Origin of the sequence: Aeromonas sp. 5HA1 (genome assembly GCF_029237245.1) — a bacterium.
Taxonomy (GTDB): domain Bacteria; phylum Pseudomonadota; class Gammaproteobacteria; order Enterobacterales; family Aeromonadaceae; genus Aeromonas; species Aeromonas salmonicida.
In genome coordinates, this window is sequence record NZ_JAACFW010000013.1 from 1 (window position 1) to 20,287 (window position 20,287).

17 protein-coding genes and 1 pseudogene are annotated in these 20,287 nt (G+C 58.7%); 7 read left to right on the forward strand and 11 right to left on the reverse strand.

What is annotated here, in order from left to right:
• Positions 1 to 461 precede the first annotated feature (461 nt).
• Complete coding sequence (locus GWQ27_RS12795; RefSeq protein WP_275907524.1) at positions 462 to 890, forward strand: molybdopterin-binding oxidoreductase; 429 nt, start codon at positions 462 to 464, stop codon at positions 888 to 890.
• Position 891: 1 nt separating this feature from the next.
• On the forward strand, positions 892 to 2,817 hold the full coding sequence (locus tag GWQ27_RS12800) for a bifunctional diguanylate cyclase/phosphodiesterase (protein ID WP_275907525.1): 1,926 nt from the start codon (positions 892 to 894) through the stop codon (positions 2,815 to 2,817).
• A gap of 119 nt (positions 2,818 to 2,936) precedes the next feature.
• Here GWQ27_RS12800 and GWQ27_RS12805 read toward each other — a convergent pair whose 3' ends face one another.
• Positions 2,937 to 4,259 carry a Na+/H+ antiporter family protein gene (locus tag GWQ27_RS12805; protein ID WP_275907526.1) on the reverse strand — a complete coding sequence of 441 codons (1,323 nt, stop codon included), beginning with the start codon at positions 4,257 to 4,259 and terminating at the stop codon, positions 2,937 to 2,939.
• A 251-nt stretch (positions 4,260 to 4,510) separates the two neighbouring features.
• Positions 4,511 to 5,182: a ribonuclease T gene (gene rnt, locus GWQ27_RS12810; protein ID WP_219593742.1), complete on the reverse strand. Its 672-nt coding sequence runs from the start codon at positions 5,180 to 5,182 to the stop codon at positions 4,511 to 4,513.
• Positions 5,183 to 5,330: 148 nt separating this feature from the next.
• Here rnt and GWQ27_RS12815 point away from each other — a divergent pair, with 148 nt between their 5' ends.
• Both GWQ27_RS12815 and GWQ27_RS12820 read left to right on the forward strand, forming a co-directional pair.
• On the forward strand, positions 5,331 to 7,304 hold the full coding sequence (locus GWQ27_RS12815; RefSeq protein ID WP_275907527.1) for a methyl-accepting chemotaxis protein: 1,974 nt from the start codon (positions 5,331 to 5,333) through the stop codon (positions 7,302 to 7,304).
• Between the two features lie 68 nt (positions 7,305 to 7,372).
• Positions 7,373 to 8,248 (forward strand): OmpA family protein, encoded by an 876-nt coding sequence (locus tag GWQ27_RS12820; RefSeq protein ID WP_034524193.1) that lies wholly within the window; start codon positions 7,373 to 7,375, stop codon positions 8,246 to 8,248.
• Between the two features lie 71 nt (positions 8,249 to 8,319).
• On the opposite strand, the gene gloA is transcribed toward GWQ27_RS12820, so the two are convergent.
• From gloA to rsxA, 8 genes are all read right to left on the reverse strand, one after another.
• Positions 8,320 to 8,733, reverse strand: coding sequence for a lactoylglutathione lyase (gene gloA, locus GWQ27_RS12825; protein ID WP_005310643.1), 414 nt, complete (start codon positions 8,731 to 8,733; stop codon positions 8,320 to 8,322).
• A gap of 102 nt (positions 8,734 to 8,835) precedes the next feature.
• Positions 8,836 to 9,477 carry an endonuclease III gene (gene nth, locus GWQ27_RS12830; RefSeq protein ID WP_005310645.1) on the reverse strand — a complete coding sequence of 214 codons (642 nt, stop codon included), beginning with the start codon at positions 9,475 to 9,477 and terminating at the stop codon, positions 8,836 to 8,838.
• A gap of 18 nt (positions 9,478 to 9,495) precedes the next feature.
• Positions 9,496 to 10,254 (reverse strand): electron transport complex subunit E, encoded by a 759-nt coding sequence (locus tag GWQ27_RS12835; protein ID WP_021140424.1) that lies wholly within the window; start codon positions 10,252 to 10,254, stop codon positions 9,496 to 9,498.
• A 73-nt stretch (positions 10,255 to 10,327) separates the two neighbouring features.
• Positions 10,328 to 10,960 carry an electron transport complex subunit RsxG gene (rsxG, locus tag GWQ27_RS12840; RefSeq protein ID WP_275907528.1) on the reverse strand — a complete coding sequence of 211 codons (633 nt, stop codon included), beginning with the start codon at positions 10,958 to 10,960 and terminating at the stop codon, positions 10,328 to 10,330.
• A 34-nt stretch (positions 10,961 to 10,994) separates the two neighbouring features.
• Positions 10,995 to 12,047, reverse strand: coding sequence for an electron transport complex subunit RsxD (rsxD, locus tag GWQ27_RS12845; RefSeq protein ID WP_005310650.1), 1,053 nt, complete (start codon positions 12,045 to 12,047; stop codon positions 10,995 to 10,997).
• Between the two features lie 3 nt (positions 12,048 to 12,050).
• Positions 12,051 to 14,624 (reverse strand): electron transport complex subunit RsxC, encoded by a 2,574-nt coding sequence (rsxC, locus tag GWQ27_RS12850; RefSeq protein WP_275907529.1) that lies wholly within the window; start codon positions 14,622 to 14,624, stop codon positions 12,051 to 12,053.
• Positions 14,625 to 14,638: 14 nt separating this feature from the next.
• Positions 14,639 to 15,202, reverse strand: coding sequence for an electron transport complex subunit RsxB (rsxB, locus tag GWQ27_RS12855; RefSeq protein WP_017412577.1), 564 nt, complete (start codon positions 15,200 to 15,202; stop codon positions 14,639 to 14,641).
• A gap of 4 nt (positions 15,203 to 15,206) precedes the next feature.
• Positions 15,207 to 15,788: an electron transport complex subunit RsxA gene (gene rsxA, locus GWQ27_RS12860; RefSeq protein ID WP_005310657.1), complete on the reverse strand. Its 582-nt coding sequence runs from the start codon at positions 15,786 to 15,788 to the stop codon at positions 15,207 to 15,209.
• Positions 15,789 to 15,900: 112 nt separating this feature from the next.
• Between rsxA and GWQ27_RS12865 the strand changes: the two genes are divergently transcribed.
• Entirely contained in the window at positions 15,901 to 16,797 is an 897-nt protein-coding gene (locus GWQ27_RS12865) for a DMT family transporter (RefSeq protein ID WP_275907530.1), read from the forward strand.
• A gap of 95 nt (positions 16,798 to 16,892) precedes the next feature.
• Positions 16,893 to 17,090, forward strand: a complete 198-nt coding sequence (locus tag GWQ27_RS12870) for a hypothetical protein (protein ID WP_275907531.1) — start codon at positions 16,893 to 16,895, stop codon at positions 17,088 to 17,090.
• Between the two features lie 191 nt (positions 17,091 to 17,281).
• Here the strand turns inward: GWQ27_RS12870 and GWQ27_RS12875 are convergent.
• Positions 17,282 to 18,581: pseudogene (locus GWQ27_RS12875) on the reverse strand (methyl-accepting chemotaxis protein).
• Positions 18,582 to 18,934: 353 nt separating this feature from the next.
• On the opposite strand from GWQ27_RS12875, the gene fabV reads away from it, so the two are divergent.
• On the forward strand, positions 18,935 to 20,128 hold the full coding sequence (gene fabV / locus GWQ27_RS12880) for an enoyl-ACP reductase FabV (RefSeq protein WP_021140931.1): 1,194 nt from the start codon (positions 18,935 to 18,937) through the stop codon (positions 20,126 to 20,128).
• Positions 20,129 to 20,287 lie beyond the last annotated feature (159 nt).

Sequence of the window (20,287 nt, forward strand, 5' to 3'; positions counted from 1 at the left end):
GATATCTACAACGTGGAGCGGCCGCATCATGCGTTGAAATACAGAACCCCCGATGCAGTGCATCGGGGGTTCTGAGTGGAGAAATGCTAGCCGAAAATGTGTAAACCTATTTCAGGACTAGACACTGCCATTTGGGGTTGGGTATCGCGGCCTATCCTCAGTCGCTATTCATCGGCGGCACAGAAAAGAGATGAGAGTCACAAGAGCATTTAAATTCACCGGTGCGGTTGCTGCATGAGGAGCGTCGATGCCATGCTTATGGAGTCATTCGGGAACTGCTTGGAGCAAGTGATTTCTTGAGTGAACCCAAGTAGCTACGACTTTGGTCTGTATTCATGCCCTATTGTTTGTATGTGAATGGGCCGCGTGAGATTAATAAAACGAACAGTATTACATGGAGGTTCATTATGGGTGGATGGTTTGGTCGGGGGCTTCTGCTATGCGGGTATCTTGTGTCAGCAATGGCTCTGGCAGATGACTCGTTCCTGAGGATTAAGGGGGATGGCTGTTGTAATGGCAAAGGGGAGGTGGTGCTGACCCGTGCCGAATTTGAGGCCTTGCCGCAGACAGAAGTCAAAACACATACCCCCTGGACTGAGGGTAGTCATACCTATCGGGGAGTGTTGCTGCGAGATCTTGTCAGGATATACGGTCTCAAGAGCCTGGAGGTCAAGGCGGTCGCCATCAATGATTACTGGGCATCGGTACCTCTAGAAGATGGGCAACTTTACCCGGTGTTGCTGGCCGAGAAGCAGGGTGGCAAGGAGTTGACCTTGCGCAACAAGGGGCCTCTCTGGATCATTTACCCCCTATCTGAACACCCCGAGCTCAACAAAGAGGTCTATCACAGCCGCATGGTGTGGCAACTGACGGCACTCGAGAGCAAATAACATGCTGCGCGGCAAGTTTCTTAGCCTGATCCTCATGGTGACGACATTTCTGGGCGTCGCTATCTGGTCAGTCTGGAACTATGACCGCGCTTTTAATGCAGTGACTCGCTACACACAACTTTCGGCTTGGGCCTTGGCGCAACTGGAGCTGGAGATCCACGCGTTTGACGAAGCTCTGTTGCTCTATCGTGCCGGCGCCGTCAGTCAGGATGAGATGAACAAGCGTTTTGATATTGCCTGGAACCGGCTCGACGTCTTTCTGCATGGGGAGGAGGCGAGGTCTGTCAGGGATCGCTTCGGGGCTGGCAAGGCGGCTGGCAAGATCATGACCTTGTTCGAGCAGTATGAGCAGGATGTGATGAGTGGAGGACATGAATCGAGTCCACTCGCCCATTTCTCTGATGAATTAAACCGAGATTTGGTGGCTATCCGTGATGTCATGGTGAAAAATTTCACCGGCCCCTCGGCCATTGCCCAGCGAGAGTTACTCAACGATTCAAGAACTCAGAATTTTGCCATCCTCGCTTTTTTGATGCTGGCGACCATGGTGATGCTGCTGGTGTTGTTTCGCGAGGTGCGTCATCAGCACTTTCTGGCTTGGAATGACACAATGACGGGTCTGCCAAACCGGGCTGCGCTTATCAAACACCTTAAACATCTCAAGCAGCGTGCAGCCCATCGAGGTGGGGGACGTAGTATCACTGTTTGCGTGGTGGATCTGGGGCATTTTAGGGAGGTAAATGACAGTCTGGGTTATGAGATCGGCGATGCCTTGCTCAAGCAGTTGGCCGAACGGATCCGTAATGCGTTGACTGCCGGGATCTTTGTTGCTCGAACCGGTAGCGACGAGTTTGCCATCGTTATTTCTGGTGTTATGCCTACTTACCTGCGTTTCCCGTTTTTGGAACAGTTGCGTAGTGAGCTTGCTGAACTGGCATTTGCGGCAGATCCTGCGCATAGAGTGCGAGTGTTCATGGGCGTCAGTCAATATGCCAGGCCTGTCAATACACCGGAGGAGATGCTGCTATTTGCTGATATCGCGCTCGACAGCGCCAAACGGCGGCGCTTACATCGGTATGTCGTGTTCTCCAGCAGCATGTATCAACACTATCTGCGTAACCGTAGATTGTCGGCCGAGCTTCGTGCGCTCATCTGTTGTATCGATTGTCAGCAGCTCAGTCTCTACTATCAGCCGATTGTCCACGGGCAAGGCGCTGTAAGGCTCGGTGCGGAGGCGTTGATCCGCTGGCGTCATCCGGAATATGGCTTTATCCCTCCACTTGACATCATCTCACTAGCGGAAGAAAACGGATTGGGTGAGGATCTAGGTGTGTGGATTTTCATGCGTTTGCAACACGATCTGGCTATTTTCCCGAGCGATCTGATAGAACCACTTGAAATATCGGTCAACCTTTCCAGCTCTATGTTCAACATGGGACTGGCTGCGAATGTGGAAGCGAAGACAAGCGAGGGACCGCTGGGGTTACAGCAGCTGATCGTAGAACTGACCGAAACCATAGCGCTGGACGATATCGAGCTGAGCAAGCAGATAATCCATTCCTTGCGCCAGATCGGGGTGCGGGTGGCTCTCGATGACTTCGGGACCGGTTGGTCATCTTTCTCATATTTGCGCGAGCTTTACTTCGACAAACTTAAGATCGATAGATCCTTCATCACTGCCATCGACAGTGATACTCGTCAGGCGCTGTTTGTAGAAGCCATTACTACGCTCTCGCATCAACTCGGGGTGCGGGTGGTGGCAGAAGGAGTGGAAAATAGTAATGAACTCAATGCAGTGTTGAACATCGGAGTAGACGAAATTCAAGGGTATTTTTACTCTAAGCCACTGCCTTTACAGGATTTTTTACTGTTCTGTCATCGCTATTTTATCAATCGGGCCATTATGCAGGAGGTGGTGTTGGGCTAGCGCTATTACCGCTTTCCCCACAATGTCACAGTTGCTCCGTACCATGTTGATACCACTCCTTTATCAATGAAAAGGCGACCCCGAGGTCGCCTTTTGCATGTCTGCATCTTGCCCGAGTGCTAGAGCACCATGGCCGCCACCCAGCCAAAGAGGATGAGCGGGATATTGTAGTGAATAAAAGTGGGCACCACGCTGTCCCAGATATGGTCGTGCTGACCATCGACATTGAGACCCGACGTGGGGCCCAGGGTCGAATCCGAGGCGGGTGAACCTGCATCCCCCAGTGCACCGGCGGCGCCGACCAGGGCCATGGTCGCCATGGGGGAGAAGCCGAGGTGGATACAGAGCGGCACATAAATGGTGGCTATGATGGGCACAGTGGAGAAGGAAGAGCCTATCCCCATGGTGATCAAGAGACCAACCAGCAGCATCAGGAAGGCGGCGAGGCCTTTTTGATCCCCGATCACCGCAGAGACGGATTGCACCAGGCTCTCCACCCCCTGGGTCGCCTTCATCACGGCGGCGAAGCCGGCGGCTGAGATCATGATGAAGCCGATGAGGGACATCATGCGCACGCCCTGGGTGAAGGCGTCCTGGCTCTCGCGAAACTTGATGACACCGCCACAGGTAAAGATGACAAAGCCTGCCAATGCACCCAGCACTATGCTGTTGGTCATCAGCTGCAGCCCGAGGGCGACGGCGATGGCCAGCAGGGCAACCCAGATATGGTTGAGATTGAGCTCGGTGGATTCGGGCTCGGCGGCCAGGATCTTGTCCATGTCATACTGGCGTGGCTTGCGGTAGGTGATGAACACGGCGACCAGCAGACCAAGGAACATCCCCAGCACAGGGATTGCCATGGCCATCGGCAGCTGGTCAAGCTCGACCGGCACCCCGTTGTCGATCAGGTTCTTGGCCAGTATGTTGTTGAGGAAGATGCCACCAAAGCCCACCGGCAACAGCATATAGGTCGCGGTCAGGCCGAAGGTGATGACGCAGGCCACCTGGCGGCGGTCGACTTTCATCTTGGCCATCACATGCAGCAGCGGCGGGATCAGGATGGGAATAAAGGCGATGTGGACCGGGATCAGGTTTTGGGAGGCGACGGATACGCAAAGGACGGCGCCGAGCAGCAGTGTCTTGACCCAGAGGATGCGCGAGCTGCTGGCATCTTGCCCCAGCTGGTTGATCACCTTGCGGGCCAGCAGGTCGGTGATCCCTGAGCGGGAGATGGCGACCGCAAAGGCCCCCAGCATGGCATAGGAAAGAGCGATCTCTGCGCCACCGCCCAGGCCACCGCTGAAGGTGCTGAGGGTGTCGGCCAGGGACAGGCCACCCAGCAGGCCACCTACGATGGCGCTGATGGAGAGCGAGACCACCACATTGATCCGCAGCAGGCTGAGCACCAGCATCAGCGAGACCGCGACAACAACAGGGTTCATGTGACTTCCTTTTAATGGTTATTGGTTGTCTGTCTTTTGAAAGGCAGTTAGTTTGCGAAAATCACGACAAATGTCGAGTAAAAAATCAGGCAATTGGCCTGTGAGACGCATCCCCGCAGGGTTGGGGTGAGCGAGGGGAGCAGAGCGGTTGAAAACTGTGCTGTCCGGGTCTGCCTGCCATTCTGGTCAAACCACGTTGATACCATATTCCAATAGAAGAAGGCTGCCATGGCAGCCTTCTTGCTTGTTGCTTATCCTGCTTGTTCGTTCGCGTCATCGACGGGGGCATCATCCGGGTGGGCTGGCGGCCAGCCACCCAGGCTCTTCCAGCGGTTGACGATATGACAGAACAGCTCAGTGGTGCGTTCGGTGTCATAGAGGGCCGAGTGCGCCTCTTTATTGTCAAACGGGATGCGAGCGCTCTGGCACGCCTTGGCCAGCACTGTCTGACCCAGGGCCAGGCCGGAGAGGGCGGCAGTGTCGAAGGTGGCAAACGGATGGAACGGATTGCGCTTGAGGCCGGCCCGCTCGGCAGCAGCCATGACGAAGCCATGATCGAAGGTGGCGTTGTGGGCTACTATGATGGCGCGGTTGCAGTCGCTCTCCTTCATCCCTTTGCGAATGCCCTTGAAAATCTCGGTCAGCGCCTCTTTCTCGCTGACGGCGCCGCGCAGCGGATTGAAAGGGTCTATGCCGGTGAACTCCAGCGCCGCCTTTTCCAGGTTGGCGCCTTCGAACGGCTCGACGTGAAAATGAAAGACCTGATCGGGAGCGAGCCAGCCATCTTCATTCATCTTGAGGGTATAGGCGGCGATCTCCAGCAAGGCGTCTGTCCTGGCATTGAACCCGGCGGTTTCAACATCGATGACGACGGGGTAAAAGCCACGAAAACGGCCCTTGAGAGTGTGTACAGCGTCGGTCATGGTATCTCGGTCGGCGTGAAATGAGGCGGCATTATGGCAAAAAAGCCAGCCTTTGTCCCTCATCAGCAGCCATGAGACGGGCGTCTGATTCTATTCTCGCCACTCGTGCTTATAATTGACCACTTCAACAATGGAATGGGGAGAGGGGATGAACAAGCTGGGATTGGCACACAAGATGTTGTTGGTGGTCTGCCTGCCACTGCTGGCCTTGCTGTTTTTTTCTGGCCGATACGTGTATGAGCGTTATCAGGTCGAACAGGAGATGGGCCAGGCACAAGCGGCACTCTATGTGGTGCGGGAGGCGGCGCAACTGGCCCACGAGCTGCAAAAGGAGCGCGGCATGTCGGCAGGTTTCCTTGGCTCTGGTGGCAACAAGTTTCGCGACGCCCTGCCTGCCCAGCGCAAGCTGGTCGATACCCTGCTGGTCCGTTTTCACGAGGATCCCGCCTTGCTGGCGTTGGGAGAGGTACAACAGGCGCTGACCGGGCTCACCGCCATGCGTGAGCGGGTCGGCGCGCTGGGGGTCGAAGTGGCCGAGCAGGTTGGCTTTTACAGCCATCTTATCAGCCAGCTGCTGGCCGTGGTGGACCAGGTCAGTCTCAACAGTCAGGATGCCACCATAGCGCTGCAGACCAATGCCTACGCCGCCTTCTTGCAGAGCAAGGAACGAATGGGGCTGGAGCGGGCAACCCTGAGCAATGTGTTCGGCCGTGATCACTTTACCCCCGCGCTGTTGCAGCAATTCATCTCCCTGCTGGCGGCCCAGAATACCTATCTCGAGCGTTTCCAGGCGGTGGCGAGCCCGTCACAACGTCAACTGCTGGCCGACAGCCTGGCCTCTCCCGTGGTAGCCAAGGTCGCCGCCATGGAGCAACTGGCGTTGGACAAAGCCACCACAGGCGGCTTCGGGGTCGATGCCGAAGCCTGGTTTGCCTTGAGTACCGACAAGATAGGTCTGCTCAAGGAGAGCGAAGATCGCCTTTATCAGCAGTTGTTCGAGCGGGTCGAGCAGATGCGGGCAAAGAGTGCCCGTGACTTCTGGTGGGCGGCGCTCGGTGTGCTGCTGTGCGTAGCGTTGACCACCATCGTCTGCTGGCGGGTGGTGCGAGATCTGCACCTGGGTTTTATGGCGTTGCACCAGACCTTCAAACGGCTGGTACAGGAGAATGATCTGACGGTGCGGGTCAACTGGCGGTCCGGTGACGAACTGGGCGCCCTGGCGCAGGATCTGAACCATTTCCTCGCGCACCTTGAGGGGCTGTTGCTGGCGGTACGCCGTTCCTGCGAGGTGCTGGCCCGCAGCGCCGCCACCTCGGCAGACGTGATCGCCGAGGTGAATGCTGGCGTCGTCAAAGGTTTCGGTCAGGTGGATCTGGTGGCGACAGCAGCCACCGAGATGGCCTCGACGGTGGCCGAGATTGCGCGCAATGCAACCCAGACGTCGCTGGCGACCCAGCAGGCTATCGGACGTGCCCGTCAGGGCGACAAGGAGGTCGATCAGACCATAGACGCCATCCAGCTGGTGGCGGGCACTCTGGCCAACACCCAGCAACTGGTGGATAGCCTGTATCAGGATACAGAGTCGGTCGGTGAGGCGCTAAATCTCATCAAGCAGATCTCGGATCGCACCAACCTGCTTGCCCTCAATGCAGCCATAGAGGCGGCCCGGGCCGGTGAATCTGGTCGTGGTTTTGCCGTGGTGGCGGAAGAGGTAAGGGCACTGGCCTCTCGCACCCAGCAGGCTGCAGAGGACATAGAGCGGATGTTGTCCCGATTGCGTCAGGGGGCGGATCAGGCGGTCACGGCCATGCATCTGGGCACTGAGCAGGCGGGTTTGAGCGTGACCGAGGCCAAGCGGGCGGGGAGCGAGCTGAGCGACATAGTGAGCGAGGTGCGCAAGGTGAGCGACATGACTGCCCAGGTGGCCACCGCGACGGAGGAGCAGCGCTACGTCACTGACGATATCCAGCACAATGTGATGACCATACGCGAGGTGTACGAAGCTCATCGCCTGCACTCTGAAACCTTGCAGCAAAACAGCGCCGAGCTGGATCTGCTGGCTCGCGAGCTGGCGGGTCGCATTGCCAGCTTCAAGCTGATGGATCGTCCTTCCCCCCACTGAGTGCTTTGCCCTAAAGCTTGCCCTGCCCCTGCCGATACCTAACGTGAGATCGTGTGGAGGGCAGGCACTTGAACGCTTGGATAGTCGGGTTGGTCAGCATATCAGTGAGTATGCAATTACAGGCGGGGGTTACCGAGTTTGGTGCCGGCCTGGATCAATCCGTCTGGCGTTTGACCTCGGATACGCAAGTGGAGTGCCGCCTCGAACACCCTATTCCCAACTGGGGGACGGGCGCCTTCGTCAGCCGTGCCGGTCGCAAGATCAATCTGGATTTCGAACTCAAGGGGCTGCGACAGCAAGCCCAGACCCAGACGGTGAGTCTGGGGATCATGCCGCCACTCTGGCGTCCCGGTGTTGCCGGGCGGGAAGTGAGCCAGTTGCGCTTTTACCAGCAGTTTGATGGTCTGGTGGAGGGGCAGACCGCCTGGACCATGCTCGATGAGCTGGAAGGGGGGCGCATGCCAACTTTCCAGTATCGTGACTGGTACCGCCAGAATCGACCGGTGCGGGTCTCCCTCTCCTCTGTCAACTTTCGGGTCAAGTACCAGGCCTTTGTGGATTGCCTGAGTGGATTGCTGCCCTATAGCTTCAATGACATCGCCTTCAGCGTACTCTCCTATGACAAGAACAGCGATCAGCTGTCACTGGCCTCCCGGCGGCGACTGGCGATGATCGGCGAGTATGTGAAGGTCGACAAGAGCATAGATCTGGTGGTGATCAACGCCTACAGCGACAGCTATGGCGGCCGCTGGCCCAACCAGAAACTCTCCGAGAAGCGGGCAGATGCCATCAAGAAGGTGTTTGTGGATCTGGGGATCGATCCGGGCAAGATCTCGGTGGAAGGGCATGGCGAGAAGCGTCATGTCCGCTCAAATGAAACCGACGACGGTCGCGCCAAGAACCGGCGGGTGGTGATCAATATGGGCCGCAATGGCGCCATCTGATGGCCTGTGCACTGAGATGAAAAAAGAGCGCCGCAGCGCTCTTTTTATTGGGCGTTGCCTGAGGCATTGCCTCAGAAGCTGTCACCCAGGCCGCTGCCTGCATCTTTCTTGGCGATCAGTTCAATCTTGTAACCGTCCGGATCTTCCACGAAGGCAATGACAGTGGTACCGCCCTTCACTGGACCTGGCTCGCGGGTGATCTTGGCGCCGGCGGCGCGCAGGGCGTCGCAAGTGGCATAGATGTCGTCCGCTTCCAGCGCAATGTGGCCGTAGGCCGAGCCCAGTTCGTACTCGCTGACACCCCAGTTGTAGGTGAGCTCGATGACGGCTTCGTCTTTCTCGTCACCGTAGCCAACGAAGGCCAGAGTGTATTTGTATTCGCTGTTTTCGCTCTTGCGCAAGAGTTTCATACCCAGCACTCGGGTGTAGAAGTCGATGGAGCGTTGCAGATCGCCAACACGCAGCATGGTATGCAGAATTCTCATTGCTCAGTTCTCCGGGTAGATTTTTGTACTCACACAAGTCTTGGATGATACAGGAATCGCAGCAGAAGTTTGCGGGCTGTAGCGTACAGCCTGCATGCTGCCTTATTCCTGTGGATAGACTTTTTCTTTGTATTCACACAAGTCTTCGATGATACAGGAGCCGCAGCGCGGTTTGCGAGCCAGACAGGTGTAACGGCCGTGCAGGATCAACCAGTGGTGCACATCGAGCTTGAACTCGGCAGGCACCACTTTCAGCAGTTTCTCTTCCACCTGATCAACGTTTTTGCCCACCGCGAAGCCGGTGCGATTCGACACCCGAAAGATGTGGGTATCGACGGCGATGGTGGGCCAGCCAAAGGCGGTATTGAGCACCACGTTGGCGGTCTTGCGACCCACACCGGGCAGCGCTTCCAGCGCCTCGCGGTTCTCCGGCACCTCGCCGCCATGGCGTTCCAGCAAGATAGCGCACGTCTTGATGACGTTTTCGGCCTTGGTGTTAAACAGGCCTATGGTCTTGATGTACTGTTTCAGCCCATCCACCCCGAGCGCCAGCATGGCGGCCGGGGTATTGGCCACCGGATAGAGCTTGTCGGTGGCCTTGTTGACGCTTACGTCGGTGGCCTGGGCTGACAGCAACACGGCAATCAAAAGCTCGAAGGGCGAGGTGAAGTTGAGCTCTGTGGTGGGATGGGGATTGTTGTCCCGCAGTCGCTCCAGGATCTGCCTGCGTTTCTGGTTGTTCATGGTTTCTCACATCTCAGGTCAGAGCTGGGTGGCGCGCACACCCGCCACCGGCACACTGCTATCGGCAAGGGGGGCGGCTTGCTTGCGATCACGCCAGTCATTGATGGCATTCTTGCCGGCGATCATCAGGCCTAGCCCGATAAAGCCCCCCGGCGGCAGGATCGCCAGCAGCAGGCTGGCATCGGCATGAAACAGCTCGATGCGCAGGGACTTGGCCCAGTCACCCAGCAGCAATTCGGCGCCGTCAAACAGGGTCCCCATGCCAATGATCTCCCGCAGGCCACCCAGCACCAGCAGCACCAGGGTAAAGCCCAGCCCCATCATGAAACCGTCCAGTGCCGCCAGCAGGGGCGGATTCTTGGAGGCATAGGCTTCGGCCCGGCCTATGATGACGCAGTTGGTGACAATCAGGGCGATGAAGATACCGAGCGCCTGATAGAGGCCATAGGTATAGGCATTCATCAGCAGCTGCACGCTGGTGACCAGGGCGGCGATGATCATCACGTAGATGGGAATGCGAATGTCCTTGGGCACCAGGTTGCGAACCAGGGAGATGGCAAGGTTGGAGCTCACCAGCACCACCATGGTGGCCAATCCCAGTCCGAGCGCATTGGTAAAGGTGGAGGACACTGCCAGGGTAGGGCAGAGCCCCAGCACCTGCACCAGAGAGGGGTTGTTCTTCCACAGCCCTTGCAGCATCAGCTCCTTGAGCTCTTCACGACGGCCCTTGCCCTCACTGATCGGGGTCTGGTCATCCAGTGTATGAGAGTGTTCCATTTATCGGCTCCGGCTGAGATGGCACATGGATATGCATAGCACATCAGTCTGTTTCATATGTGTGGGCCCAGGCTTATGGCGTGGGGTCGCACGGAGGGGCATCACGCAGCAACTCAGGGTGCGTTTGCTCCAGCAGCAGCAGGTTTTTCACTGCCTTGACCACGGCGCGGGGGGTGATGGTGGCGCCGGTGAAAGCATCGAATTCGCCGCCATCTTTTTTCACTGCCCAACTTGCCTCGTTGTCGCGGCTGAGGAACTTGCCGACAAAACTGTCTATCCAGCTCGATTTCTTCAGCTCTATCTTGTCACCCAGGCCCGGCGTCTCGTTGTGGGCCAGCACCCGCACAGCACTGACGCTGCCCTTGGCATCGGTACCGACCATGAGGCGAATGGCCCCACTGTAGCCGTCGGGTGCCACGGTTTCCAGCGCATAACCCGTGGTCTCGCCTTTCAGGGTTGCAGTGTAGAGCGGCATGGCCTGATCGCTGCCCAGATAGGTTTTGCTCTGTACCAGCTTGCAACTGGCCACCAGGTCGTTGTCATAGCTTCCTTCTGGCAACAGGGCGGAGAGGGTGCGCAGCTTTTCCAGCTGCTGCTGATGGGCGATCCTGTCGCGGGTCAGCTCGTTGGTCAGCACCACAACGGCGGTGCAGGCCAGGGCAAACAGGGCTAGCGTGACGCCGTTTTTGCGCATGCTCTTTAACATTGGATACTTCCTGAGAGTGAGGTTTGCGCCGGGGTCATTTGCGACGGGCTCCATAGACCTTGGGGCGAGTCAGGCTGTCGATCAGCGGCACACACAAGTTGGCCAGCAGCACGGCGAAGGCGAAGGCATCAGGGTAACCGCCAAAGCGACGGATAAGGTAGACCAGCACGCCGATCAGTACGCCATATACCAGCCGGCCACGGGGCGTGGTGCTGGCACTGACCGGATCGGTAGCGATGAAGAAGGCCCCCAGCATGGTGGCACCGCTGAACAGATGGAACATGGGTGTGGCGGTGGCATCCGGCGTCATCAGATAACCCAGGGTTGCGGCCAGCAACAAGGAGCCCAGGATGGCACCCGGAATACGCCAGTTGATCACTTTTTGCTGCAGCAGGAACAGGCCGCCCAGCAGGTAACCCAGGTTGACCCAGCTCCAGCCGATGCCGCCCCAGCCCTCGAATACAGCGTGGCTCATCACTTCACCCGTGGTGAGCCCCTGATTCAGCCCTGTCTTCAGGGTATCGAGTGGCGTAGCCATGGTGAGGCCATCCACTCCCTGCTTGAGCTGCGCCATGCTGTAGCCATCCAGGCTGAAGCCGGTAAAGATGACGGACGCTGCATCGCCAAAGCCGATGTCATAGGCGCGAATGGTGTCTGGCGGCAACCAGCTGGTCATTTGCACGGGGAAGGAGACCAACAGCAACACATAGGCCACCATGGCCGGGTTGAACAGGTTCTGGCCCAGGCCGCCATAGAGGTGCTTGGCGATGATGATGGCAAAGGCGGTACCCAGTACCAGCATCCACCAGGGCAGCAGGGGGGGCAAAGAGAGGCCAATCAGCACGGCGGTCAGGGCGGCACTGCCATCCATCAGGGCAGGCTTGATGGGGCGGCGGCGCAAGCGAAGCACCAGCGCCTCGGCCCCCAGCGCCGTCACCAGCGCCAGCAGGATCTGGATGAAGGAACCCCAGCCAAAGAACCAGGTCTGGGCCAGCAGGCCGGGCAGGCAAGCCAGGATCACCAGCAACATCAGGGTTTGGGTCTGTTTGCGGTTATGGGCAAACGGCGCACTCGCGATATTGAACATGGATCAGTGGCTCTTGTCTGGCGATGGGGAAGGTGACTGTGCTTGGGTGGTCAGGCCTTGTGCGGCAGCCTCTGCTGCCAGCTTCTTGGCTTTGGCCCGCGCGATGGCGGCGGCAATGGCTGCTTTCTTGGGGTCGACCTCGGCAGTCGCCAGTGCGGGTTTGCTGAGCGGCTCGGCCTCCTTAGCCGTCACCTCAGGCTCGGCGACGTTTTCATCTGCCGCTTGCGCGGCCTTTTTTGCCTTGGCCCGCGCGATGGCGGCGGCAATTGCTGCTTTCTTGGGGTCGACCTCAGCAGTCGCCGGTGCGGGTTCGCTTACCGGCTGGGCCTCGGTAGCCGTTGCGTCAGGCTTGGCGACGTTTTCATCCGCCGCTTGCGCTGCTTTTTTGGCTTTGGCCCGCGCGATGGCGGCGGCAATGGCTGCCTTTTTGGGGTCAACCTCGGCAGTCGCCAGTGCGGGTTCACCGGCCTGCTGGGTCTCGGTAACGATAGCCTCAGGCTTGGCGACGTTTTCATCCGTCGCTTGCGCTGCTTTTTTTGCCTTGGCGCGTGCGATGGCGGCGGCAATGGCTGCCTTTTTGGGGTCGACCTCGGCAGTCGCCAGTGCGGGTTCGCTGACCGGCTCGGCCTCGCTAGCGATAGCCTCAGGCTCGGCGACGTTTTCATCCGCAGCTTGCGCTGCCTTCTTGGCCTTGGCCCGTGCGATGGCGGCGGCAATGGCTGCTTTCTTGGGGTCAACCTCGGCAGTCGCCGGTGCGGGTTCGCTTGTCGGCTGGGTCTCGGTAGCCATAGCCTCAGGCTCGGCGACGTTTTCATCCGCTGCTTGAGCTGCTTTTTTTGCCTTGGCCCGAGCAAGGGCTGCGGCGATAGCTGCCTTTTTTGGATCCTGCGTCTCTGGCGTTGGTGCAACGACGGCGGCAACGTCAGCAGGTTCATCGCTGCTGGCGGCCTTGGCGGCGCGCCGCGCGAGGGCCTCCTGCTTGCGCGCCTCGCGGGCGGCAATCATGGCGCTGTTGTCTGGCTGCTCGCCAACAGCGCTGGCCGTGACTTCCTGCTTGGCTTTGATGCGGGCGAGGGCGGCAGCGACGGGATCTTCCCCTCCACTGGCCGTCATGGCCTGGCGGCGCTGGGCAGCAGCCTCGGCATGGCGGGCTTCTCGGGCCGCTTTTTCCCGCTCGAAGCGGGCCTGTTTGGCCTCGAAACGCTGCTTGGCACGCTCGGCTTTTTCGGCCTCGGCACGGGCCTCGCGAATATCATCCTTGGCAATCTTGTAGTACTGCACCAGAGGGATCTGGCTGGGGCAGACCCAGGCGCAAGCGCCGCACTCGATACAGTCGAACAGGTTGAGCCCTTCGGCCTTGTCGTACTCTTTGGCGCGGCTGTACCAGTAGAGCTCCTGGGGCAGCAAATTGGCCGGACAGGCATCGGCGCAGGCGCTGCAACGGATGCAGGCTTGCTCGGGACCGGGGGGCGGCAGCTCGGCACGGGTCGGGGAGAGCAGGCAGTTGGTGGCCTTGACCACGGGGACCATGGCGTGGGGCAGGGTGAAGCCCATCATGGGGCCTCCCATGATGACCCTCTGGTCCGTCTCGGGTTGCAGCTCGAAACGCTGCAACAGCCAGCGTACTGGCGTGCCCAGCAGTACCCAGGCATTGCCTGGCTTCTTGAAGGCATCGCCAGTCAGGGTGACGATGCGGGAGATGAGCGGCTCGCCGTCGATGATGGCGCGCTTGATGGCAAATACGGTGGCCACGTTGAGCACCATGATACCCATGTCCACCGCCCGCCCACCCTTGGGCACCTGACGGCCGGTAAGCAGCTCTATGGTCTGCTTGGCACCACCCGAGGGGTACTTGGTCGGCACCGTCTTCACCAGCACGTCCTCGTCGGTGGCGTGGCGGGTCAGTTCGGCAATGGCGGCGGGTTTGTTGTCTTCCACCCCGATCAGGGTCAACTTGGGTTTGAGCAGATGCTTGAGCACCCGGATGCCGTCCATGATCTCGTCGGCATACTCCTGCATCAGACGATCATCTGTGCTTATGTAGGGCTCACACTCCAGTCCGTTGACGATCAGGATCTCGGTGAGCTGACCGCGGCCGTCCAGCTTGCTGTGAGTCGGGAACACGGCGCCGCCCAGACCCGCAATGCCGGCCTGCTGGATGCGCTCGAGCAGTTCGCCCCGATCCAGATTCCAGTAGTCTGGCTTGCCCTGGTGCTCACCCCAGGCATCCTCCCCATCCGGCGTCAGGGTAATGCAGAGATCATCGAGACCCGAGGGGTGCGCCACAGTATGGTGGCCGATGGCGGTGATGGTGCCCGAGGTCGAGGCGTGCACGGGCACTATGCGGCCCTTGTCATAGCGGGTCAGTGGCTGACCCTTCTTGACCTTGTCGCCGATCTGCACCAGCAGATCGCCGGCCGGCCCTGCGTGCTGGCGCACCGGTATGATGAGCTGGGGCGGCAGACCCGCGTCCACCACGGGTGTCAGGCTGGATTGGTGCTTGTTCTCGGGAGGGTGAATGCCGCCGTGAAAATCCCACAGAGTGCCGGCTTTGATGCGTTCGAGCAGATGCTGCATGGTTACTCCGCTGTTTATTCCACTATCTTGACCGGAATGGCGACGCTGGCCAGATCCCACTTCCAGTTGTCGACCGTGGTCGGCACAGGGATCATTTCGATACAGTCGGTCGGGCAGGGATCGACACAGAGATCGCAACCGGTGCACTCGTCGGTGATGACGGTGTGCATCGCCTTGGTGGCACCGACGATGGCATCGACCGGACAGGCCTGGATGCACTTGGTGCAGCCGATGCATTGATCTTCATGGATGAAGGCGACTTTCTTGACCGGGATGGCGGCCTCGGCACTGCCCAGCGGTTGAGGGTCGACCCCCATCAGGTCGGCTATCTTGCGCATGGTGGCATCGCCACCGGGCACACACTTGTTGATCTGATCGCCATTGGCCAGCGCCTCGGCATAAGGTTTGCAACCAGGGTAACCGCACTGGCCGCACTGGGTCTGTGGCAACAGGGCGTCAAGCTGATCGACGATGGGATCGGCTTCCACGTGAAACTTGACGGCGGCAAAGCCCAGAATGATTCCGAAGGCAAGGGCCAGCAGGGCCAGTACCAGAACGGCAAAGAGTATGTGAGTCATAGCGCTATATCTTGATAAGGCCGGTAAAGCCCATAAAGGCCAGCGACATCAGGCCGGCGGTGACCATGGCAATCGACACACCGCGAAACGGAGTGGGAACGTCGGCCGCCACCAGGCGTTCACGCATGGCGGCAAACAGTATCAGTACCAGCGAAAAGCCTGCGGCTGCGCCAAATCCGTAGATGATGCTTTGAATGAAGTTGTGACGCTCGTTGATGCTCAGCAGTGCCACCCCCAGCACGGCGCAGTTGGTGGTGATGAGCGGCAGGAAGATGCCCAGCAGGCGATAGAGGGTCGGGCTGCTCTTGCGGATAACCATCTCGGTGAACTGCACTACGACGGCGATCACAAGAATGAAGGCAAGGGTGCGCAGGTAGGCGATGTTCAGCGGGATCAGGATATAGTGTTCCATCAGATAGGAACTGGCGCTGGCCAGCGTCATCACGAAGGTGGTCGCCAGCCCCATGCCGACGGCGGTCTCCAGCTTGCCGGAGACGCCCATAAAGGGACACAGGCCGAGAAACTTCACCAGCACGAAGTTGTTAATCAGCACGGTACTGACCAATAAAAGCAGGTACTCAGTCATGGGAGATGGGTTATCCGGTTTGAAGGCGGCGGTATTATCTGATTTTAGGTCTCCTTAAACAACCGCAAGGCCGCATGGTTATTATTCAAATGGCCAATTTCATGGAGGAAATGTGCGCCCTTTACCCATTTTTACCCTGACCCTGGCAATGCTGCTCTGGTCCAGCTCCTTTATCGCCCTCAAGCACGTGCTGGGGATCTGGGGTTTCGGTCAGGTGCTGTTCATGCGCATGAGTGTGGCGGCGCTCTGCTGGCTGCTCTGCTACCGCTATCTGGGCAGTTTCACCTATCAAAAGGGGGATTGGCGCTGGCTGGCCCTGATGGGGGGACTGGAGCCCTGCCTTTATTTCCTGCTGGAGGTCAATGCCCTGCGTTACACCAGTGCCGGTCAGGCGGGCATGGTCTGTGCCCTGTTGCCGCTCATCGTAGCCTTGGTGGCCTTTGTGCTGCTCAAGGAGCGGGTCAGTCGCCGCCAGTTGCTCGGCTTTGCCATCGCCATCATTGGCATTGCCCTGCTGGGGCTGGGTAGCGGCGTGGATGAGTTTGCCCCCAACGCCTTGCTCGGCAACAGCCTGGAGATGGCGGCCATGCTGTGCGCCGCCACCTATTCTGTGGTCTTCAAGAAGCTCTCCAGCCGCTACGGTGTGCTCACCCTGACAGCGCTGCAGGCCTTCGTCGGTACCCTCTTTTTCACCCCCTTCGCCTTCAGCGAACCCTGGCCCACCGCCTGGGCCTGGCAGGACATGGCGGTCATCTTCTTTCTTGGCGCCTTTGTGACGCTCGGAGCCTACCTGCTCTACAACTGGTCGGTGACCCAGGTCAAGGTGACCCTGGCGGCGGCCTATGTGAACCTCATTCCGGTCTTCACTCTGTTGCTGGCCTATCTGCTGCTCGGTGAAACTCTGACGCCATTGCAATGGCTTGCCTGTGGCGCCGTCCTGCTGGGGATTGCCGTGGGCCAGCTGCCCGCTCGGCGCAAAGTGCGCGAGCCGGTTATCGCCGACAGCTGATCTATCCCGGAGGCTGATCGATGGACTAGAGTCAGCACAGTCAAAGGGCGTGCATCGCTCATCACCTTGGCCAGGCTTTATCCGGGAGAATGCCGATGAACAGCATGATGTTATTGACCAGGGCACAGGCCCTGTTGACCCATAGCCCCTTTATGCTGGACGATGCCAGGTTGCTGGAAGCACTGGAGGAGGCTGCGGTGGGAGAGGAGGGGCTGCTGATCGCTGAATTGTGGGAGGCAGCCCTGATGCAGGCCGACGAAGCGGCTCGCCATTACATGAAGGGGGAAGGCTGAGTATCGGGTCTGGTTATCTCGAACGCCGGGTACGGGCGCCTTTTCACCCCTTGCTCGCCACACTCTTGCCGCCCACATCAATACGGCCCTCTGCGCCGCCATACGGTTGTGCCACCTTGCGGACAACCTTCTACAGAATGGAACAAGCGACGAGCTCCCCGCCGCTTGTTGCCTTGCGTCGCCTTTCCTTATCAGATGGACAAGTCCTTGACCGTGGCGGAGACGGAGTTGGCATCTTCGATGATCATCCTTGATGACGGTGGCAATGATGCTGGCCTGCTCCTGGCCCGCCATGGCCTTGTCAGAGACCACAGAGACGGTCTGGGTGATCCTGGAAGTGATGTCCGAGTTGAGCTTGATGACAGAGATGATCTCGCCAGTGGAGCTGGAGGTTCTGGCAGCCAGTTGGCGTACCTCATCCGCCACTACGGCAAAGCCACGACCCTGCTCACCGGCCCGGGCTGCCTCGATGGCGGCATTGAGTGCCAACAGATTGGTCTGATCCGCGATACCGCTGATGGTCGAGATGATGGATTCGATGCTTTTCGATTGCTGGTTGAGGTTCTCAATCTGCCTGCTGACCTCGTTGACCGAGGTGTTGATGTGCGACGAGGTCTCCAGCACCTTGTCGATCACCTCGCGCCCCTTGGCGGCGCTCGACACTGTTTCACCAGCGATGGCGCACGCTTTTTGCGCCGCTTCGCGCACCGAGATGGATTTTTCGACCCGCTCAGTGATGTTGCTCGCCAGCTTGATGATTTTGATCACCTTGCCTTCGTGGTTGAAGATGGGGTTGTAGGTGGCCTCCAGCCAGATCTTTTCACCGTGGCTGCCAAGGCGCATGAAGAGACCTGACTGGATATTTCCTGAGCCCAAATCTCGCCAGAAGTCGGGGTTTTTCCGATAAAACTCGTCATCACAGAACATGCTGTGGTGCTTGCCCGCCACCTCATCCAGCCGGTAGCCGAAACAGTGCAGGAAGTTCTGGTTGGCGGTGATGACGGTGCCATCCGGCTGAAAGTCGATGACGGCGAGTGACTTGTCCAGCGCCGCCAGCAGGGCTTGGGTTCGCTCCAGGGATGACTGCTGCTGGGTCACGTCCGAGGCGACCTTGGCTACCCTGATGACCTTGCCATCAACAATGATGGGAAAGTAAGTGGCTTCCAGCCAGACGGCTTTGCCTGACCGCGCCTGGCGAATGAAGCAGCCATTACGAAACTCGCCGTTGCGCAGAGCGCTCCACAACAGCTCGTAATCGGGCGTACTGACATCTTCCGGGAAGCAGAGCGTGCTGTGGTGTTTGCCTACCACTTCCTCGCGTGGATAGCCCACGATATCGAGAAAAAGATCGTTGACGAAGGTGACCACGCCCTCCTGCGTGAACTGGATATAGGGTACCCGGGACTGAATGGCTTGTTCGAAGGCGCCCAGTTCCGCCAGTGCCGCCTCTTGCTCGCGCTGTTCATTGTTGTTCGTACGTTTCCAAAACATGGTGGAGCTCCTCCTTGAGACCCTTGTGAGACTTTTCGTGACAATAGTCGACCGGCTGAATACTAGTACAGAATATTTGTCCAATGGTGCGGATATGGAGGGTAATTATCTGTTTTTATTTTATTTATTCTGGTCACCATCGGGGTGAGCAGACTCTGGTGTACGGCCGGTACAGGCCTCATGCCCGGGCTTATTCCAGCGCCATCCCCCTGGCGCCGGCCCGGTTTTGGCCGTGCGGATACAGTGGATCTGTTCATTTTCCCCTCAGTCCAACACATCAGAGCACCCTAGGGCGGCAAGATGAGGTATCTTATGCCCCGATTTCATCCATTTAACGGTGTCGAGACCCCTCTATGATTATCAAACCCAAGGTTCGCGGCTTTATCTGCACCACCACTCACCCGGTCGGCTGTGAAGCCAATGTTCGTCGTCAGATTGCTTACACCCAGGAACAGGGCATGATTGCCAATGGTCCCAAGCGGGTGCTGGTGATTGGCGCTTCCACCGGTTATGGTCTGGCCTCCCGGATTGCCACTGCCTTCGGTAGCGGCGCTGCCACCATAGGCGTCTTCTTCGAAAAAGCCGGCAGCGAAACCAAGACGGCGACTGCGGGCTGGTATAACTCTGCCGCGTTCGACAAGGCCGCCAAAGAGGCGGGTCTGTATGCGAAAAGTGTCAACGGCGATGCCTTCTCCAACGAATGCCGCGCCAAGGTGATCGAGCTTATCAAGGCCGATCTGGGCCAGATTGACCTGGTTGTCTACTCCCTGGCCTCGCCGGTACGCAAGATGCCGGATACCGGTGAAGTGGTGCGCTCAGCCTTGAAACCCATCGGCGAGACCTACACCACCACCGCCATCGATACCAACAAGGATCAGATCATCACCGCCACCGTCGAGCCGGCGAATGAGGAAGAGATCCAGAACACCATCACCGTCATGGGCGGTCAGGATTGGGAGCTGTGGATGGCGGCCCTGCGCGATGCAGGTGTGCTGGCCGACGGCGCCAAGTCCGTGGCCTACTCCTATATCGGTACCGACCTGACCTGGCCCATCTACTGGCACGGTACCCTGGGTCGCGCCAAGGAAGATCTGGATCGCGCCGCCACCGCCATTCGTGGCGATCTGGCCGCCAAGGGCGGCACCGCTCACGTGGCTGTGCTGAAATCCGTGGTGACCCAGGCCTCTTCTGCCATTCCGGTGATGCCGCTTTATATCTCCATGGCCTTCAAGATCATGAAGGAGAAGGGTATCCACGAAGGTTGCATGGAGCAGGTCTACCGCATGATGCGCACCCGTCTCTATGGGGAAGAGCTGGCGCTGGACGAGCAGGCCCGCATCCGCATGGATGACTGGGAGCTGCGTGAAGACGTGCAGCAGACCTGCCGTGATCTCTGGCCTTCCATCACCACCGAGAACCTCTCCGAGTTGACCGACTACACCGGCTACAAGCAGGAGTTCCTGCGCCTGTTCGGTTTCGGTCTGGCCGAGGTGGATTACGAGGCTGATGTGAACCCGGACGTGAAATTCGACGTGGTTGAGCTCTGAGTCTGACTCAGGTGAAAACAGGGTCCTGCGGGACCCTGTTTTTTTGTCAACAATCTGGTGAAATCACGAAATTTTATTATCCGCGATCACCTTTTCCCCATATCAAACCCGCTAATCTTGCGCTGTCGGATCACATGACGGCGCTGCCGAGGAATGGAA

Coding starts and splice junctions, on each gene's coding strand:
- GWQ27_RS12795 (WP_275907524.1), top strand. CDS start 462: ATGGCTCTGGCAGATGACTCGTTCCTGAGGATTAAGGGGGATGGCTGT.
- GWQ27_RS12800 (WP_275907525.1), top strand. CDS start 892: ATGCTGCGCGGCAAGTTTCTTAGCCTGATCCTCATGGTGACGACATTT.
- GWQ27_RS12805 (WP_275907526.1), bottom strand. CDS start 4,259: ATGAACCCTGTTGTTGTCGCGGTCTCGCTGATGCTGGTGCTCAGCCTG.
- rnt (WP_219593742.1), bottom strand. CDS start 5,182: ATGACCGACGCTGTACACACTCTCAAGGGCCGTTTTCGTGGCTTTTAC.
- GWQ27_RS12815 (WP_275907527.1), top strand. CDS start 5,331: ATGAACAAGCTGGGATTGGCACACAAGATGTTGTTGGTGGTCTGCCTG.
- gloA (WP_005310643.1), bottom strand. CDS start 8,733: ATGAGAATTCTGCATACCATGCTGCGTGTTGGCGATCTGCAACGCTCC.
- nth (WP_005310645.1), bottom strand. CDS start 9,477: ATGAACAACCAGAAACGCAGGCAGATCCTGGAGCGACTGCGGGACAAC.
- GWQ27_RS12835 (WP_021140424.1), bottom strand. CDS start 10,254: ATGGAACACTCTCATACACTGGATGACCAGACCCCGATCAGTGAGGGC.
- rsxG (WP_275907528.1), bottom strand. CDS start 10,960: ATGTTAAAGAGCATGCGCAAAAACGGCGTCACGCTAGCCCTGTTTGCC.
- rsxD (WP_005310650.1), bottom strand. CDS start 12,047: ATGTTCAATATCGCGAGTGCGCCGTTTGCCCATAACCGCAAACAGACC.
- rsxC (WP_275907529.1), bottom strand. CDS start 14,624: ATGCAGCATCTGCTCGAACGCATCAAAGCCGGCACTCTGTGGGATTTT.
- rsxB (WP_017412577.1), bottom strand. CDS start 15,202: ATGACTCACATACTCTTTGCCGTTCTGGTACTGGCCCTGCTGGCCCTT.
- rsxA (WP_005310657.1), bottom strand. CDS start 15,788: ATGACTGAGTACCTGCTTTTATTGGTCAGTACCGTGCTGATTAACAAC.
- GWQ27_RS12870 (WP_275907531.1), top strand. CDS start 16,893: ATGAACAGCATGATGTTATTGACCAGGGCACAGGCCCTGTTGACCCAT.
- fabV (WP_021140931.1), top strand. CDS start 18,935: ATGATTATCAAACCCAAGGTTCGCGGCTTTATCTGCACCACCACTCAC.